Here is a 746-nt window from a genome sequence, read left to right as displayed (position 1 = left end):
TCCCGCAGGTCGGACTCGTATTGCTCGCGGATATCCTTGGGGCGGGCCTTGAACCCGTTCTCCATGTTGCGCTGGGCTTCATCGATCCAGCCTTCGACCTCGGAGACGGTGAGGTCATGCTGTCGCGCGACCTCAGCGACCGTGGTCTTGCCTTTGAAGATGTCCATGACCACGGACGCTTTGCGCTTCGCGGTCCACCGCTTGATGGGGTTATCGTCGCTCATCCTGTCTTCCTGATGACTGCACTATAGCCTGTGCATCGGAGTGTCTGCCGAGTCGCGGTGGGCGTGACCCTTGGAGGTCGACATGAAAGCGCTTGTCTATGAGGGAGTGGGTCAGCGGGCCTGGAAGGAGAAGGAACGGCCCGCAATCGAGCAACCCACGGATGCCATCGTGCGAGTGACGCATACCACCATTTGCGGGACCGATCTGCATATTTTCAAGGGCGATGTGCCGGCGGTGACGCCGGGGCGCACCCTGGGCCATGAAAACATCGGGGTGATCGAGGAGGTCGGCGGGGGCGTCAGTGGCCTCGCGGTCCTGATCTCTTGCATCACGTCGTGCGGGCACTGCGATTACTTTAAGCAGGACATGTACGCGCATTGCCGCGATGACGGGTGGATTCTCGGTCATAAGATCGATGGTACCCAGGCCGAGATCGTGCGCATTCCGCATGCCGCCAACAACAGCATCGGCGAGCGGCCTGGTCAGCGCTACGCCATCTCATTCGCTGCCTACGCCATATC

Annotated in this window: 2 protein-coding genes; one reads left to right on the top strand and one right to left on the bottom strand. The window is 60.9% G+C overall.

All coding sequences use genetic code 11. The annotated features are described in order from the left end of the window. Positions 1 to 224 (bottom strand): DUF1153 domain-containing protein (locus OP495_RS18600; RefSeq protein ID WP_280571263.1); only part of this gene is annotated, 224 nt, incomplete at its 3' end. Between the two features lie 82 nt (positions 225 to 306). Between OP495_RS18600 and OP495_RS18595 the strand changes: the two genes are divergently transcribed. Continuing rightward, on the top strand, positions 307 to 746 hold a 440-nt coding region (locus OP495_RS18595), incomplete at its 3' end, for an alcohol dehydrogenase catalytic domain-containing protein (protein ID WP_280571261.1).

Origin of the sequence: Chromohalobacter sp. 296-RDG (assembly GCF_029889885.1) — a bacterium.
Taxonomy (GTDB): Bacteria; Pseudomonadota; Gammaproteobacteria; order Pseudomonadales; family Halomonadaceae; genus Chromohalobacter.
Note: the sequence above shows the minus strand (reverse complement) of the source record. Positions and strands in the feature narration are given on the sequence as shown.